The 14751-nt window shown below is 66.4% G+C and carries 15 protein-coding genes and 1 pseudogene; 7 read left to right on the top strand and 9 right to left on the bottom strand.

Annotated features, from left to right (window positions below; translation table 11 throughout):
- Window positions 1-13 precede the first annotated feature (13 nt).
- Window positions 14-622 (top strand): DUF655 domain-containing protein, encoded by a 609-nt coding sequence (locus tag DU502_RS07410; RefSeq protein WP_121920627.1) that lies wholly within the window; start codon window positions 14-16, stop codon window positions 620-622.
- Between the two features lie 3 nt (window positions 623-625).
- Here DU502_RS07410 and DU502_RS07405 read toward each other — a convergent pair whose 3' ends face one another.
- Window positions 626-1297 (bottom strand): hypothetical protein, encoded by a 672-nt coding sequence (locus DU502_RS07405; protein ID WP_121920628.1) that lies wholly within the window; start codon window positions 1295-1297, stop codon window positions 626-628.
- A gap of 102 nt (window positions 1298-1399) precedes the next feature.
- Between DU502_RS07405 and DU502_RS07400 the strand changes: the two genes are divergently transcribed.
- The 5 genes from DU502_RS07400 to DU502_RS07380 all read left to right on the top strand — a co-directional run bounded on the left by DU502_RS07400 (window position 1400) and on the right by DU502_RS07380 (window position 6070).
- Window positions 1400-2245: a 16S ribosomal RNA methyltransferase A gene (locus DU502_RS07400; RefSeq protein ID WP_121920629.1), complete on the top strand. Its 846-nt coding sequence runs from the start codon at window positions 1400-1402 to the stop codon at window positions 2243-2245.
- Window positions 2238-3353, top strand: coding sequence for a mechanosensitive ion channel family protein (locus DU502_RS07395; protein WP_121920630.1), 1116 nt, complete (start codon window positions 2238-2240; stop codon window positions 3351-3353). The genes DU502_RS07400 and DU502_RS07395 overlap by 8 nt, the downstream gene beginning before the upstream one ends.
- Window positions 3346-3960: a HemK2/MTQ2 family protein methyltransferase gene (locus DU502_RS07390; RefSeq protein WP_121920631.1), complete on the top strand. Its 615-nt coding sequence runs from the start codon at window positions 3346-3348 to the stop codon at window positions 3958-3960. The genes DU502_RS07395 and DU502_RS07390 overlap by 8 nt, the downstream gene beginning before the upstream one ends.
- 62 nt (window positions 3961-4022) lie before the next feature.
- Window positions 4023-5009: a 5-methyltetrahydropteroyltriglutamate--homocysteine methyltransferase gene (locus DU502_RS07385; protein WP_121920632.1), complete on the top strand. Its 987-nt coding sequence runs from the start codon at window positions 4023-4025 to the stop codon at window positions 5007-5009.
- A complete protein-coding gene (locus tag DU502_RS07380; RefSeq protein WP_121920633.1) occupies window positions 5006-6070 on the top strand; it encodes a methionine synthase in 1065 nt (354 codons plus the stop codon). The genes DU502_RS07385 and DU502_RS07380 overlap by 4 nt, the downstream gene beginning before the upstream one ends.
- Here the strand turns inward: DU502_RS07380 and DU502_RS07375 are convergent.
- From DU502_RS07375 to DU502_RS07355, 5 genes and pseudogenes are all read right to left on the bottom strand, one after another.
- Window positions 6067-6273 (bottom strand): TOBE domain-containing protein, encoded by a 207-nt coding sequence (locus tag DU502_RS07375; RefSeq protein WP_121920634.1) that lies wholly within the window; start codon window positions 6271-6273, stop codon window positions 6067-6069. The two genes, DU502_RS07380 and DU502_RS07375, sit on opposite strands and share 4 nt — an antisense overlap.
- A 73-nt stretch (window positions 6274-6346) precedes the next feature.
- Window positions 6347-6745 carry a metal-dependent hydrolase gene (locus DU502_RS07370; RefSeq protein ID WP_121920635.1) on the bottom strand — a complete coding sequence of 133 codons (399 nt, stop codon included), beginning with the start codon at window positions 6743-6745 and terminating at the stop codon, window positions 6347-6349.
- A 96-nt stretch (window positions 6746-6841) separates the two neighbouring features.
- A complete protein-coding gene (locus tag DU502_RS07365; protein ID WP_121920636.1) occupies window positions 6842-7591 on the bottom strand; it encodes a hypothetical protein in 750 nt (249 codons plus the stop codon).
- A gap of 46 nt (window positions 7592-7637) precedes the next feature.
- Window positions 7638-9315 (bottom strand): annotated as a pseudogene (locus tag DU502_RS07360) (ammonium transporter).
- Window positions 9315-11258: a primary-amine oxidase gene (locus DU502_RS07355; RefSeq protein ID WP_121920637.1), complete on the bottom strand. Its 1944-nt coding sequence runs from the start codon at window positions 11256-11258 to the stop codon at window positions 9315-9317. Before DU502_RS07355 ends, DU502_RS07360 begins: the two are co-directional and overlap by 1 nt.
- A 242-nt stretch (window positions 11259-11500) precedes the next feature.
- On the opposite strand from DU502_RS07355, the gene DU502_RS07350 reads away from it, so the two are divergent.
- The gene (locus DU502_RS07350; protein ID WP_166033650.1) at window positions 11501-12262 is read left to right on the top strand and encodes a TrmB family transcriptional regulator; all 762 of its coding nucleotides are present in this window, start codon (window positions 11501-11503) and stop codon (window positions 12260-12262) included.
- 2 nt (window positions 12263-12264) lie between these two features.
- Here DU502_RS07350 and DU502_RS07345 read toward each other — a convergent pair whose 3' ends face one another.
- From DU502_RS07345 to DU502_RS07335, 3 genes are read right to left on the bottom strand one after another with little or no spacing between them, the layout of a single operon-like run.
- Window positions 12265-12981 (bottom strand): hypothetical protein, encoded by a 717-nt coding sequence (locus tag DU502_RS07345; RefSeq protein WP_121920639.1) that lies wholly within the window; start codon window positions 12979-12981, stop codon window positions 12265-12267.
- Window positions 12978-13292, bottom strand: a complete 315-nt coding sequence (locus tag DU502_RS07340) for a 2Fe-2S iron-sulfur cluster-binding protein (RefSeq protein ID WP_121920640.1) — start codon at window positions 13290-13292, stop codon at window positions 12978-12980. The genes DU502_RS07345 and DU502_RS07340 overlap by 4 nt, the downstream gene beginning before the upstream one ends.
- Window positions 13293-14696, bottom strand: a complete 1404-nt coding sequence (locus DU502_RS07335) for a selenium-binding protein SBP56-related protein (RefSeq protein WP_121920641.1) — start codon at window positions 14694-14696, stop codon at window positions 13293-13295.
- Between the last annotated feature and the right edge of the window lie 55 nt (window positions 14697-14751).

Raw genomic sequence — 14751 nt, 5'->3', positions numbered from 1 at the left:
GTACACGTCTGGTATGACGACCTCCGAGAGCGGAGAGGCCAGCGACGACCAGGGCGTCGACGCCGCGGAGGAGACGGAGCGGTCGTACGCGGTGGTACTCGACCACTTGCCACACGGCCGGCCGGAAGACGACCGACCGCAGTACAAGAAGTCGCCGCTGGCGTACGCCCTCGGGGAGTCGGAGTTTCGGCTGCTCGAACTCACGCTCACCGACGACGCGGACGTGAGCATCGGCGATCGGATCGTCCTCGTGCCCGAGGACGAACGGAAGTCGGTTAGCCGCATCCGCGAGGTTGGATACGACGATCTCTCGAACGCCGCCCACTCCGAACTGGAGTACGTGGTCGAGGAGATCGTCGACCGCCACGAACGGCGGTTCGTCGACTTCTACAACGACGCCCAGCCGATCACCCTCCGCCTCCACCAGCTCAACCTCCTCCCCGGAATCGGGAAGAAACTCCGCAACGACGTGCTCGACGAGCGCAAGCGGGCGCCGTTCGAGAGCTTCGAGGAACTGGAGGAGCGGATCGCGGGCCTCCACGATCCCAAGGGCGTCCTCGTCGACCGAATTCTGGAAGAACTCCGCGACGAGGACCTCAAGTACCGGACGTTCGTGGAGTAGAAGTCACCGCTCGATACGCAGCGCCGTAATCAGTAGCACCAGCAACACCGACCCGACGACGACGGCGACGACGCCCCAGAGGACGAGCCGTCGATTCGGCCCCGCGACTCGTTCGGCGAGCGGGACGAACACGCGCAGGTCGAAAAGAACCACGAGAACGGCCCCGACGAGGTCGAACCCCAGATCCAGCAGGGTGTCGATCCACCCGTAGTGGACGAGAACGGGTTCGATGTCGAACTGCTCGCCGAGTTCCCGCGCGATAAGTTCACCGAGTTCCCACAGGATGCCCGCGGCGAACGTTAAGAGGACGGTCGCGGCGGGGACGGCGCCGAACGGCGCCGCGCCGGCGTAGCCGACGACGACGACGGCGTGAAACAGCGCGGCGACGAGCGCCGCGGAGACGAAGTGGGTGACGTGATCCCACCACCAGACGGAATCGTACGGGCCGAGCATCCCGATGGCGTGCAGGAGGCCGGCGACACCGAGCCACAGGGGGAGCGCCGGGCCGGCGACGAAGACCGCGGCTCGTTCGAGCGCCCACGGGAGGAGCGTGACGGCGAGAGCGACGAGGGCGTTGACCGCCGCGGCGACGTTCCGCTGGCGACCGGCTTCGACGAGCGTCGCGAGGATGCCGAACTGGAGCAACGCGACGACGACGGATGCGGGACCGATCACGACGTGGCGTCACGTGGTCCACGCGTCGGTATGATTCTTTGGTGATGGCGACGACATCCGGGAAACGGGAAATTTACCCCGGTTCGCGCGTTATCGGTGACGATGACAGCGTCGCGCGATCCGGATCGGTTGCTCCAGCGGGCAGGTGTACGTGGAAACCCCGACCGGGATCAGCACTTCCTCGTCGACGAGCGGGTGCTCGATCGGTTGCCGACGTATCTGCCGGCCGACGCCGACCGGAGTCACGTCCTCGAAATCGGCGGTGGCACCGGTGCGCTCACCGACCGCCTGCTGGCGACGAGTGATCAGGTGACCGTGATCGAGCGCGATCCGGATCTCGTGGCGTTCCTTCGACAGGAGTTCGCGGACGAGCGGGCGGCGGGCCACCTGACCGTGCGCCAGGGCGACGCTCTCGAAATCGATCTGCCGGCCGACGCCACCGCGAGCGTTTCGAACCTGCCCTACGGCGTCTCCAGCGAGATCACGTTCCGTCTGCTCCCGCTCGGCATCCCGACCGTCCTCATGTTCCAGCGGGAGTTCGCGGAGCGTATGGCCGCCGAACCAGGGACGAGCGAGTACGGGCGGCTGTCGGTGAGCGCCCAGCACTACGCCGCAGTGGAGGTAGTCGAACCGGTGCCGCCGGAGGCGTTCTCGCCGCCACCGGCCGTCGACAGCGCGGTGGTGCGAACGACGCCCCGGGCCCCCGACTACGAGGTAGACGACGAGGACTTCTTCCTGCGGTTCGTGAAGGCAGTGTTCACCCAGCGTCGGAAGACGATACGGAACGCCATCCGCAACACGGCCCACATCTCGGGACTGGACGATCCGGACGCGGTCGTCGCGGCGGCCGACGAGGAACTCGTCTCGAAGCGCGCGGGCGATCTGGCACCGGACGACTTCGCCGCCCTCGCCCGCCTCGCCGTCGAGCGGGGTGGGACGGATGGCTAATCTGCTGGCGATCGCGGACGGATCGACGGTCGGGCGAACGGTCGCGACGCTACTCGTCGTCGCGGCCGTCCTCGCCGTGCGGTTCGGCGCCCGCCGGTGGCGACGGGGTCGAGAGTCGACGAAGCAGTCGCTCCCGAACGTCACGGTGTCGGCGCTCGTCACGCTGGCGACCGGAGGCGGCATCATCGCGGTCGTCCTCCTGTGGGATCTGATCGGGCCGCTCCAGCGCTCCTACCGGAGTCTCGGGCTGGAGGACATCGCCGGGCGCGTGTTGCTCTCGGTGGTCATCCTCGCAACGACGTACGCGCTGACGGGCTTCGTGGGCCGCGTAATCGGCGAGTTCACCGGTCAACGCTCCACCATCAGCGAACACCAGCGCGAAATCATCTACCGACTCACACAGGTCTCCCTCTACACGCTCGCCGTGCTGGTGGTGGTAGGGCTATTCACCCAGAACCTCGGGAGCCTCATCGTCGGGGCGGGCTTTCTCGGCATCGTGGTTGGGATGGCGGCCAGACAGACGCTGGGCGCCGCTCTCGCGGGCTTTGTCCTCATGTTCTCTCGGCCGTTCGAGATCGGTGACTGGGTCGAGATCGGTGACCGCGAGGGGATCGTCACGGAGATTACCATCGTCACGACGCGCATCCAGACGTTCGACGGGGAGTACGTGATGCTCCCGAACGACGAGGTGAGCGGCCAGCCGATCACCAACCGGACGCGCAAGGGCCGCCTCCGCATCGAGGTGGAGGTCGGCGTCGACTACGATCACGACCCCGAGCGCGCGGCCGAAATCGCCCGAGAGACGGTGCGCGGTCTCGACGAGGTGTTGCAGGTGCCGACGCCGCAGGTGGTCGGCAAACGCTTCGGTGACTCCGCCATCGTCCTCGGGGTGCGGGTGTGGATCGATAACCCGAGCTCCCGGCGGATGTGGCGGGCGCGAACGGCCGTCATCGAGGCGGTCACCGACGCCTTCGAGGAGGAAGGGATCAAGATCCCGTTCCCGCAGCGCGAACTCATGGGCCGGACCGAGGAAGGTGGCTTCGCCATCGCCGAGAGCGCTGACCGGGCAGCGCCGACGCCCGACGGAGGCGGGGACGGGGATGAGTGACGACGACACGAGCGCCGGCGAGTCCGGGGACACGACTACCCGCGACGATCTCGCGGAGCGCCGTGGACTGGAGCGTGAGGTGTACCAGCCCGCGGAGGACTCCCGTCTCCTCGCAGAGGCGGCGGTCGAACACGCCCGTGGCCGAACGCTCGAAGTGGGCACGGGATCGGGCTGGGTGGCCGAGCGGATTGCGACGGAGACGGACGCCGAGGTCGTCGCCAGCGACTACAACCTCGCGGCCTGCCGGCAGGCACGGGACCGGGGGGTGCCGGTCGTCCGCGCCGACCTCGTGGAACCCTTCCGTGACGAGGCGTTCGACACCGTCGCCTTCAACCCGCCCTACCTCCCCACCGATCCGGACAACGAGTGGGACGATTCGATGGAGCGGGCGCTCTCCGGCGGCGAGTCCGGCCGCGAGGTGATCGATCCCTTCCTCGATACGGTGGGGCGGGTGCTCCGGCCGGACGGCGTCGTCCTCCTCCTCGTGAGCAGTCTCACCGGGTTCGAGACGGTCGTCGACCGCGCGGAGGCGAACGGTTTCGCCGTCTCGACGGTCCGGCAGGAGTCGTACCCCTTCGAGGTGCTGTCGATCCTTCGACTCGAATAATAACTGTAGGACATATTTTGGTTTAGCAAATATTAAGCGACGGCATCACCAAGCCAAATTCGATGACCGAACTGGTCGCCACCACACCGGGACTGTATCCGCTTCCCGACTGGGCGAAAGACGAACTATCGGAGCTGAAAGGCCATCAGAAGGGCGATCTCGTCAGCGGCGACGAGGGGCCGGAGATCGTCGACGCCTACGATCGCGCGCGAAGCGAGGTCGTCGACGCGCAGGTCGACGCCGGCCTCGACCGCGTCGTCGAGGGACAGCTTCGCTGGGACGACATGCTCGCCCACCCGCTGACGGTTCACGAGAACGTCGAGACGGGCGGGATCGTTCGCTACTACGACAACAACAACTTCTACCGCGACCCGCAGGTACGGGGCGAACTCACGCCCTCGGGCGACGTGGCCGCCGAACTGGATGCCGTCGACGCCGACGACCTGCAGGCCGTTCTGCCGGGCCCGTACTCGCTCGCCGACCTCGCGACCGACGAGTACTACGGCGACGAGGCGGACTTCCTCGACGCTATCGCCGAGTTCCTCGCTGGCGAGGTCGACGCGTTCCCGAGCCACGAGACGCTGTTCCTGCTCGAACCCTCGCTGGTCGAGAACGCGCCGGACGAGGACACGAACGAACGCGCGAGCGCCGCCATCGACGCGGTGGCCGACGCCACCGACGCCGACGTGGTCGTCCACACCTACTGGGGCGCAGTGCCGGAGAAGACGTACGCGCACCTGATGGACGCCGACGTGGACGCCATCGGCTTCGACTTCGTCACCGACGCCGACGCCTCGCTCTACAACATCAACGAGTACGGCACGAAATCGCAGATTTCGATGGGCCTCGTCGACGGCCAGAACACGCTCGTCGAGTCGCCGGAGACGATCCGCGACCGCGTCGAGTGGGTCGACGACAACACCCACACCGACTTCGAGCGAGCCTACGTCACCTCCAACACCGAACTGTTCTACCTGCCGGTGAACAAGTTCGAGGACAAACTCGCGGCGCTCGGTGACGCCGCCGCGCTCGCGGAGGTGGACGCATGAGCGAGAACAACCGCGAGCAGTTCCGCCCCGACGACCACCCGAACGAGCACTTCCTGCTGACCTCCATCGTCGGCTCCTACCCGAAGCCCAAGTGGCTCAACCGGGTGTCCGACCTCGCGGACGACCCCGATTCGAAGTTCACGGAGGACCACCTCCACGAGGCCCACGACGACGCCTGTCGCGTCATCATCGACGAACATGAGCGGACGGGGCTGGACACCGTCTCGGACGGCGAGATGCGCCGCAACGAGATGGTCGAGTTCTTCGCCGACCGCATCGAGGGCTACGAGTTCAACGGGCCCGTGAAGGTGTGGGGGCACAACTACTTCGACAAGCCCTCCGTCGTCGACGACGTCGAGTACGACGAGTCGTGGCTGGTCGACGAGTTCGAGTTCACCCACGCCGCCGCGAGCAAGCCGGTGAAGATGCCGATCACCGGTCCCTACACCCTCGCCTCGTGGTCGTTCAACGAGGCCTACGAGGACGACGCCGAACTCTCCTACGCGCTCGCGGATCTCGTCAACGAGGAGATCGAAGCGCTCGTGGAGGCGGGCGCACGCTACATCCAGATCGACGAACCCGCGCTGGCGACGACACCGGACGACTACGCCATCGTCGGCGAGTGTCTGGACCGCATCGTCGCGGACATCCCCGACGAAGTGCGCATCGGCCTCCACGTCTGTTACGGCGACTACTCCCGCATCTACCCCGAACTGCTGGAGTACCCCATCGACGAGTTCGACGTGGAACTCTGTAACGGCGACTACGAGCAGATCGACGTGTTCACCGACCCCGAGTTCACGACCGACCTCGCCCTCGGCGTCGTCGACGTGCACACGACGGACGTGGAGAGCGTCGAGGAGATCAAGGAGAACATCAAAGAGGGCTTCAAGGTCGTTCCCCCGGAGCGCCTGACGGTCAGCCCCGACTGCGGCGTGAAACTCCTGCCGCGTGACGTGGCGCGCCAGAAAATCGAGAATATGGTGACGGCGACCCGGGAGATCGAGGCCGAACTCGACGCCGGCGAGATCGATCTCGGGCCGGAAGTTAGCGCGGATTAGTTCTCGACCATCACTTCGGTCGCCTTGATGACGGCGCTGAGCTCTTTCCCTTCCTCGACACCGAGGCGGTCGACCGATCCCGACGTGATGACGGCGGTGACGACCTGATCGGCGTCGAGTTCGATCTCGACTTCGGCCATCAGGCCGTCGGTTTCGACGCTCTGTACGGTTCCACTGAGCCGGTTACGGGCACTGAGTGCCATCGCTCCGAGTAACGTCCGCCGAGGCCTTAAATTAATAGTGAGTGACACGTTCTCGCTCGGCGTCGGGTTGCTCTCATTCGCCGTCGGCTATCAGTACGTATCCCAGTAATCCCCAGACGACGAACTCGGCGTAAAACGACGGCGTCCCGAGGTAGTGCTGGAAGAAGGCGATGGGCGGGAGATCGACCGCGGGCGTGTGTTCGATTGCCGGCCACGCCAGAAATAGAATATCGTCCGCTCGGCCGTTGAGAAGCATGTGAGCGGCGTCGAGGAGGAGATGTGACGCCCAGCCGAGCCAGAGCGGCGTCCACTCGCGGCGGAGGAAGACGACGGCGAAGCCCACGACGAGCAGGAGAAGCGAGTGCCCGGCCGACTGGTAGAGGTCGACAATCCCGACCATCGCCGCCGGCTTGTCCACGAGGTCGGGGAGGGCCGCGCCGGCGACGAGCAGGGGGATCGAGAGGTCCACCATCTCCCGAGGACGTACGCCGCGACGAGATGCGTGGGAAACAGCATCTGACGGCGTGTGAGGGTGTCGAGCGTATAGCCCTGTTGCTCACCCGTCGACTTACGCCGCGAGAGTCGACTGTCGGTCGGCGTAGCGGTGGTATCCCTCGCGAGCACCGACGGCGAGGAGGACGCTCCCGACGAACGCCAGGAGTCCGGCTTCGGCGGTCGGCGACACGGCGTCGACGGCACCCCAGCCGACGGCGACACCGACGACGAAGCCGACCTGCAGGAGGCAGACGGCGGCGACGGCGTGGCGACGGGTTGCGGCGTACAGCGACCCGACGGCGGCCGTCTCGGCCGCGGCGTGGAGGGCGAGGACGGCCGCACCGAGGAGGCCGAGTGCGGCGTCGGCAGCGTAGACGGTGGCGAGGACGACGCCTTCGAAGCCGCGGTGGAAGGTCACCGCACCGAGCGCGGCGTCCGCGCAGGCACCACAGTCAGTGACAGAGCGAGTACGGACGAGGGCGACGGCCCCCGCGCCGACGACGCCACCGAAGAGCGCGCCGGATGGCCGGTCGGCCACGGCGAGGACGAGCGAGAGGCTGCCGAGCGCGAGGACGAGGAACGGGACGGCTCGCCGCCAGCGGGGCAGGCGGTCAAGCGCCGCGAGGATGAGACCGCCGCCGAGGAGACTGGCGACGACGGAGCCGACGACGACGGCGGGGAAGGTGACGCCGACGGCGCGCTCGGCCGCACCGTGGGCGGCCACGGGGGCGGCGAGGAGGGCCGTGCCGACGGCGGCGGTGACGGCCCGGCGGAGCCGTCGGCTGGCAGTGGTCGGACGGCAGTGGAGTACGTGGTGGAACATGGAAGGGAGGGCTGACGATGGTGTGTGGCGGGGAGTGGGAATCAGATCAGACCGCGTCGGGGCCCTCCTTGCCCGTGCGAACCTGAATCGCGTCGTCGACGGGCATGATGAATATCTTGCCGTCGCCGGGTTCACCCGTGTGGGCGGCGTCGCGGATGGCGTCGGCCACGTCCGAACCGTCCACGTCGGCGACGACGCACTCGACTTTCGTCTTCTGGTGGAGGTCGACGGTGTACTCCTCGCCGCGCCACTGGCCCTTCTTCGCGGGCTGGGAGCCGCGGCCGGAGACGTTCGAGACGGTGATCGAGGGAGCACCGGCTTCGGCGACGGCCTGTTTCACCGCGCCGAGCGTGTCCGGGCGGATGTAGGCGATCACCATCTCGATCTCAGTCATCGTCGGACACCCCCGTGCCGTCGGCGGCGGTCGTACCGCCCGGCCGCCCCGCGCTGCCGACGGTGTTGTCGCCGAATTCGGGGTAGGTGACGATGCCGTGTTCCGAGGAGTCGAGCCCCTCGCGTTCGTGTGCCTCGCTCACCCGGGCCCAGCCGAGAGCTTTCAGGAGCCCGTAGATGAGGAAGGTGATCACGCCGGCCCACACTGCCAGCACGACGACGCCGACGATCTGGGTCACCAACTGGGAGACCGAGAAGGCGGCGGTCGTGTTGACGAAGGGGTAGGCGAGGGCGCTGAGGAGACCCGCGGAGCCGTGAACCGGGAAGACCGCACACACGTCGTCGATGCCGAACTTCTCCAGCAGATCGAAGACGAGGACGACCTGCACGCCGGCGATGAACCCGACGACGAGCGTCGCGGGCCAACTCGCCACCGCCGCGATGGAACAGACGCTGACGAGACCGGCCAGCAGGCCGTTTGCGGTCATGAGGCTGTCGACCTTGCCGCTACGGACGACGCTCACCGCGGCAGCACCGATGCTGCCGGTGCCCATGACGAGGGCCGTGTTGATCGCGACACGACCCGCGTAGGCGTAGTCGGCGAGTGCGAGTTCGCCAGCGTCGGTGACCTGGAAGACGTTGACGGCGGTGCCGACGTTGAAGCCGTACCAGCCGAACGCGAGGATCAGCGTCCCGAGGATGGCGTAGGGCAGGGAGTGGCCGGGGATGACGTTCGGGGAGCCGTCGGCGTCGAACCGGCCGACACGCGGGCCGACGATGTACGCCGCGACCAGCCCGCAGACACCGCCGGTCATGTGGACGACGGCGGCACCGGCGAAGTCCTGGAAGCCGAGGACCGAGAGGAAGCCGCCACCCCACGTCAGGCCGGTGGCGACGGGGTAGATGAGTGCCCCGACGAGCACCGTGAACACGAGGTAGCCACGCAGTTGGGCGCGTTCGGCGACGGCACCGGAGACGATGGACGCGGCGACCATCGAGAACGCGGCGCCGAAGAGGATGCTCGCCCACGCCGTCGATCCGCCGGAGTAGTAGGCGTAGGCACTCGCGAGGCTGACGCCGCTACCCGAGGTGATTCCCGCGACGATAGCCGAGACGCCGACGCCGACAATGAAGTACGCGAGGACGCCGACGCCCCACGTCAGGACGTTCTTCGTCAACTGGTTCGCGACGTTCTTCGAGCGGACCTGCCCGGATTCGAGCATGCCGAAGCCCGCGTGCATGAAGAACACGAGGAAGGTGGCGACCATGACCCAGAGGAGGTTGACCCCCTCGGCGACGACGGACGGATCGATCTGCAGGAACCCCGTCATCAGTCGTCACCTACCGAGGTCAGGTCGTGTTCGGTGTGGCACGGCTCCGGCGGGAGCGAGATCGAGGGGTTGCTGTCGAGGAAGCCCTCGGGCTTGAGGTGGAAGCTCGCGATTTCGACGGGTAGGACCGGCCAGTCCTCCGCACGAGTGACGTGGTTGACGCCGAGCGTGTACCACAGCACCACGTCCTCGCCGACGATGTCGCGGTCCTGTTCGGTCCACTCCGCCAGTCCCGTCGTCTCGTCGTTCTGGTTGGGGTAGTCGCCCGCCGCGAACTGTTCGTCCTCGTCGTACGGCGTCACCCAGAAGTTGTTGTGGATGAAGCCGGCGCGGCGCTTCACGCTCGACGTGGGCTTGGCCGGCGACTTCACGTTCGAGTGGGGTTCGAGTTTGAAGCCACACGGCCGTCCGTAGGAGTTCGTCGTCTCCGTACTCTCGACGCGCCAGTGTTTCCCCTTCAGCGGGTCGATGTCGTCGCGGGCCTCCTGTTCGGTCTCCAGCAGCGTCTCCGCGGCCTTGAACCCGTTCTTGCGCTCGCTGCCGATGGGTTCGTTGTGGACCTCCTTCACCCGGTTCGGCGTGTCGTCGATGTCGAAGTCCAGCCGGAAGTTGAAGTGATGCTGGTGGATGGGCGTCTTGACCTGCGGGGCGACGACTTCGTACTCCTCGTTGCTGTCGGTGGAGTCCGAATCCGCCGGCACCGCACCGTTGGAGTCGATGCCCGTCAGGCGGACTTCGCCCTCGATGGAGCCGTCGGGGTAGAAGTACCAGTAGAAGCCGTAGTCGTAGTTGTAGACGGTCGCGATGAAGGAAACGACGAGACGACGACGGCGACGGACTTCGGTGTGGCCCTTTCGCCACTCCGTGTGTTTCCAGAGGACGCCGTCGTCCTCCTCGTGCATACAGATGGCGTTGGGCATCGTCTTCGGATCGCCGTTGGTGTCGTTCATCACCACGTCGAAGTAGTGCATCTCGCCGAGGCAGTCACAGCCCTCGGTCAGCACGTTCGCCATCCGGCCGACGTGGAACTCACCGATGTCGAAGGCGTCCTTCCAGGAGTGGTTGGGGTCGCTGTCGCCGTAGGGGACGGCCATCTCCGAAGCGGACGCGCGGTGGAGCACCTTCCGTTGCTCGCCGTCGTCATCGAAGGTCACGTCGTGGAAGACGAGACCCTCGCGGGGCGTCCAGCCGACCTGGAACTCCCAGTCCAGCCACTCGACGGTCTGGCCGTCGACCTCGAAACTCGGGCCCTCGGGTTGCACCACGTCGAGGTGTTTGAAGTCGTCGCGGGTGTCGACCCGGTCGGCCCGGAAGTCGGCGTCCTCCGGCGGCAGAGGACTGTCCTCGTCGACGACGCCGTTGTCCTCGATTTTCACGACCTCCATCTCGTCGAGGTCGACGAAGGCGAACAGACCCTCGATGGGGCGGGCGTAACCGTTGTCCTCCTCCTCGGTCCGAATCCACGAGAGGCCGCGGACGAGTCGCCGGTCGTCGTGGGAGTCGGGTTCGAACCCGCTCGCGGGCCACGGATCGACGATCGCCAGATCGAAGTTCTCGACGCCGCGCTTGGCGGCCGCCTCCTGCCACTCGGGATCGTTGATGACGGCCTGTTCGGCCTGTTCGACCTCCGGCGGCGTGATCGCGGGCTGAACGCCCTCGATGTGTTCGACACCGAGGAGTTCCTCACCCGTGATCGACACTGTCGCTTCGTACGTCTCGCCGTCCTGTCGGACGACGATGAACGCCTCGCGGTCGAAGTGATCGCCGTCCTCGTACGCCTTGACGAACTCCTTCTCCGGTTCGTCGAGGACGACGTTGTGATACACCGCGTCGTCGGCCACGTCCCACTCGGCTTCAAGGACGTCGACGGCGGCCGAAATCTCCTCGGTCGCGAGGGGGTCGAGCGGGTGGGTCACCGCCGTCTCGTCGAGGTCTACTGCCATTCGGTGATCACCCCATCGATTGCCTCCATCACTAATCGTTCGTCGTTCTTTATCGCATATCGTTGGTCGATCATCGTCTGAATCACGTAGAATAGACGACGGTGTGTTGCATTATACCTAATTCACCACTCCCGAGTGGTAAACGGTGAAAAATGAATACAATCGTTTGCCTCAAGACGGATTATCAGGACAAATTGCAAGTAGTATGAGGTTCAGGGAGACACATGCATAGTCAGTCTGAGATGTACCTACAGGAGATGGGGCTCTCGGAGTACGAGGCGTCGACGTACGTCGGCCTGTTACAGGGTGGGACGTCGACGGCGAAGGAAGTCGCGAATCGGGCGGGGGTGCCGCAGTCGCGCGTCTACGGCGTCCTCGACTCGCTGAAGACGAAGGGGTTCGTCGTCGTCCAGGAAGGGCGACCGAAGAAGTTCGGGCCGGTCGAAGCGAACCGGGCCGTCTCCCAGTTTCGGGAGTTCAAGCGACGCGAACACGTCCGGAAACTCGACGAGATTCAGGGCCTGGGCGAACACTTCCTGAACGCCGTCGACGACGCCGACTACGGCACGGCGACGGACGAGGTAGACATCAGTTGGTCGTATCCGAACCGCCACCACATCCTCGAAAAGCTCGAACGGCTCGCGGAGGACGCGAGCGAGGAGATACTGATGATCACGACGCCGGAGAGTTTCGAGCGCATCGCCAACCACCACGCCGAACTCCTCGCGGCCAAGGCCGCGGCAGGCGTCGAGATTCGGGCGCTGATCTCCGACGACCGCGAGATAGACGCGGCGGTGCGCGACCGGACGACCGAGATGATGGAAATGCGGTTCGTTCAGGACATCCGTGGTCGGCTCTACACCTACGACGGCACGAACGTCCTCCTGGCGTTCAAGGCACCGAACGACGACGGCTACGTCGGCATCTCGACGACGAGCCCCCACCTCTACGCGACGCTCTCACAACTCTTCGAACTGCTGTGGGAAGACGGCGAGCCGGTGTGAGTCTACGCCGTCACCAGATGCCGCCGGTGCGCCTCACGCCCGCCGACGGCGAGGAGGACACCTCCGACGAGTGCGAGAATCCCGGCCTCGACACCGGTGGGCACGGCGTCGACGACGCCCCATCCAGCGGCGACGCCGACGACGAAGCCGGCCTGCACGAGACAGACGGCACCGAGAGCGTACCGACGCCCGGCAGGGGCGTACAGCGAGCCGACGGCGGCCGTCTCGGCGGCGGCGTGGACGGCGACGACGAGCGCCCCGAGGACGCCGAGGGCGGCGTCGGCGGCGTAGACGGTGGCGAGGACGACGCCCTCCAGCCCTCGGTGGAGCGTCACGGCGCCCAGCGCGGCGTCGGCACAGACGCCGCAATCGGTTACCGCTGCGTCGCGGGCGAGAAAGACGATGCTCGCGCCGACGAGCGTCCCCGCGACGGCCGTCGTCGCCGAGCGCGTGAGCGCGAGGGTGAGCGCGGCGCCGCCGAGCGCGAAGACGAGGAGGGGGACCACGGCCCGGTGGAGCGGTGCCGAGGGCCGGCGGACACGCTCGTACACCACGAACACGAGGCCGCCACCGAGGAGGCTGACGACGACGACGCTCACTACCACCAGCGGGAAGCCGAGGCCGGTCGCGGCGGCGCTCACGCCGTGGGCGGCCGCGGGCGTCGACAGTGACGCGAGGCCCGCCAAGACGGCGAGCCCGCGCCGGAACGAGGTGGTCATTTCCACGGATTTGGGACGAGGTCAGCCTGCACCTGCGCGCCGACCTCGATTCGGCAGTCGGAGCGTGGCTCGGCCACACAGAGCAGGACGTACCCGTCCTGCCGGTGGCGGGGCTTCAGCCCGTTGGGACGGTCGACATGGACGAGGTCACCCTCCAACAGGCGGCCGGTACAGGTGCCACAGGCGCCGTACAGGCAGCCGTACGGGACGCCGAGGTTCTCCCGTTCGGTGGCGTCGATGACCGTCTCGCCGTCGGCGACCTCGATGGTCGCCTCGCCGCCGTCGCGCCACTCGAGGGTGACCCGATGCATCTACTGCCAGACGTCGCTGGTGCAGTCGCCGCCGGGCCAGCGGATCTCGTGGGCGCGAGCCGGGCCGCCCGGCGCGTCGCCGAAGTCGACGAGGAAGTCCTCGTCGAGTTCCATCCGTCCCTCGTCGGGGTAGACGTCCGCCTTCATCATCAGCGAGCCCTGTTCGCCGATTTCGGGGTAGAACTGGTTGTCCCACGAGGAGAACAGGGACGTGGTCCAGTAGACGCGCTTGCCGTCACGGGAGAGCTGGAGCATCTGGGGCGCGCCACGGATTTCGGTGCCCTGAATCTCCTGCCGGTCGGCGAAGTTGCCGCCGGCCCAGATCCGGTCGACCAGCCGGGGGTTGCCGAAGTCGCTCACGTCGTACATCCGCATGTCGCCGTGCAGCCAGTTCGAGAAGAACAGGTACTGGTCGTCCAGCGAGAGGACGATGTCGGTAACCAGACCGGGGACGGGCATGTCCCAGTCGGGGTGTTCGCGGTCCTCGACATCGATGACCACGTCCCAATCCCAGTGACCATCGCTTTCCTCGTAGAAGTGGATGATGTTCGAGGAGAGTGCGGCGCCGACGAACCCCTGGGTCTCCTCGGGGTTGTGCGACATCCGCACTTCGAGCGGGATGAGCCCGTCCTCGCCGAACTCCAGGGTCTGCCGATGTTCTTTGGCATCCCAGTCCCAGATGTGGATGCTGTCGCCGTACTTGCCTTCTTCCACGTCGTCGAGGTCGAATCCGGGGTAGTAGGTCTCCGGGGCCGCCCACTCCGACGAGATCAGCACGTTGTGACGGGGCTGGTACCAGTAGTCGTAGTTCATCTCCATCTCGCCGCGGTCGACCTCCCAGTGACCATCGATGGAGAAGTCCTCCTGGTCGAGCTGGAGGAAGCCGCCCGGCAGTCCGCCGTCGGCGTCCCCGAGCATACTGATGACGATCTTTCCGCCGGGCACGCAGTGAACCGTGTGCGGTGCCGACAGGTCGTATTCGAACACTTCCTCGGGCTCGATGACCTTCTCGATCTCCATGTTCCGCGGATCCTCGGCGTCGAGGATGTGGATCCGCGAGGACCGCTGACCGGGGACGATGAGGTGATCCCGCACCAGGCCCTCGGTGTGACACGACGACGAACAGGTGTTCCAGCCGAAGTGGTGGAGTTCGTCGCCCTTGTTCGGCATCTCGACGGTATCGACCAGTTCGCTGTACGTGTCCGATTCGGGGTCGAGGTCGACGACGCCGATAAAGTCGGAGCCGTCGACGTCCATCCCGACGCGGAGCGCGATGACGAACGCCGTCTTCTCGCGTTCCGACTCGGTCCGCATCGCCCCGGGCGTCGGGTAGCCCGGTCCCTCTACTTCGTGGTGTTCGTGTCCGTGCTCTTCCGTCGACTGGCTTGGTTCGTCAGTACTCATGGCAGACACTATCATACACAGGACACACATAAATAATGATTGAGTTGTCGAGCGA

Origin of the sequence: Haloplanus aerogenes (assembly GCF_003856835.1) — an archaeon.
In the GTDB taxonomy this organism is placed as follows: domain Archaea; phylum Halobacteriota; class Halobacteria; order Halobacteriales; family Haloferacaceae; genus Haloplanus; species Haloplanus aerogenes.
The sequence above is the reverse complement of the archived record's forward strand: the minus strand, read 5'-3'. Positions and strand labels throughout refer to the sequence as shown.

Excerpts from the sequence above, each read along its gene's own strand:
- DU502_RS07380 (WP_121920633.1), top strand. The coding sequence starts at position 5,006 with ATGAGCGAGAACAACCGCGAGCAGTTCCGCCCCGACGACCACCCGAAC.
- DU502_RS07340 (WP_121920640.1), bottom strand. The coding sequence starts at position 13,292 with ATGCATCGGGTCACCCTCGAGTGGCGCGACGGCGGCGAGGCGACCATC.
- DU502_RS07350 (WP_166033650.1), top strand. The coding sequence starts at position 11,501 with ATGTACCTACAGGAGATGGGGCTCTCGGAGTACGAGGCGTCGACGTAC.
- DU502_RS07375 (WP_121920634.1), bottom strand. The coding sequence starts at position 6,273 with ATGGCACTCAGTGCCCGTAACCGGCTCAGTGGAACCGTACAGAGCGTC.
- DU502_RS07335 (WP_121920641.1), bottom strand. The coding sequence starts at position 14,696 with ATGAGTACTGACGAACCAAGCCAGTCGACGGAAGAGCACGGACACGAA.
- DU502_RS07395 (WP_121920630.1), top strand. The coding sequence starts at position 2,238 with ATGGCTAATCTGCTGGCGATCGCGGACGGATCGACGGTCGGGCGAACG.
- DU502_RS07400 (WP_121920629.1), top strand. The coding sequence starts at position 1,400 with ATGACAGCGTCGCGCGATCCGGATCGGTTGCTCCAGCGGGCAGGTGTA.
- DU502_RS07355 (WP_121920637.1), bottom strand. The coding sequence starts at position 11,258 with ATGGCAGTAGACCTCGACGAGACGGCGGTGACCCACCCGCTCGACCCC.
- DU502_RS07345 (WP_121920639.1), bottom strand. The coding sequence starts at position 12,981 with ATGACCACCTCGTTCCGGCGCGGGCTCGCCGTCTTGGCGGGCCTCGCG.
- DU502_RS07410 (WP_121920627.1), top strand. The coding sequence starts at position 14 with ATGACGACCTCCGAGAGCGGAGAGGCCAGCGACGACCAGGGCGTCGAC.
- DU502_RS07370 (WP_121920635.1), bottom strand. The coding sequence starts at position 6,745 with ATGGTGGACCTCTCGATCCCCCTGCTCGTCGCCGGCGCGGCCCTCCCC.
- DU502_RS07385 (WP_121920632.1), top strand. The coding sequence starts at position 4,023 with ATGACCGAACTGGTCGCCACCACACCGGGACTGTATCCGCTTCCCGAC.
- DU502_RS07390 (WP_121920631.1), top strand. The coding sequence starts at position 3,346 with ATGAGTGACGACGACACGAGCGCCGGCGAGTCCGGGGACACGACTACC.
- DU502_RS07365 (WP_121920636.1), bottom strand. The coding sequence starts at position 7,591 with ATGTTCCACCACGTACTCCACTGCCGTCCGACCACTGCCAGCCGACGG.